1 protein-coding gene is annotated in these 232 nt (G+C 68.5%); it reads left to right on the forward strand.

What is annotated here, in order from left to right; genetic code table 11:
• On the forward strand, positions 1-232 hold a 232-nt coding region (locus tag AC1RQI_RS17570), incomplete at both ends, for an MATE family efflux transporter (RefSeq protein ID WP_481905886.1).

Genomic DNA, 232 nt, shown 5'->3' on the forward strand with positions numbered 1-232 from the left:
GATGTCCGGCGGCGCGATGGGCGGCGGCGTCGCATCCGCGATCGCGCGCGCGCTCGGCGCCGGCGAGATCGAGCGCGCCTCGACCTTGGCGATGCATGCGCTGCTGATCGGCCTGACGTTTGGTTTGACCTTCATGCTCGGCATGCTGATCTTCGGCCCGCGCCTGCTCGAACTGCTCGGCGGCCGCGGCAATGTGCTGGCGCAGGCGATCGCCTATTCGCAGATCTTCTTC

The organism is Salicola sp. AFF1 (assembly GCF_056783195.1).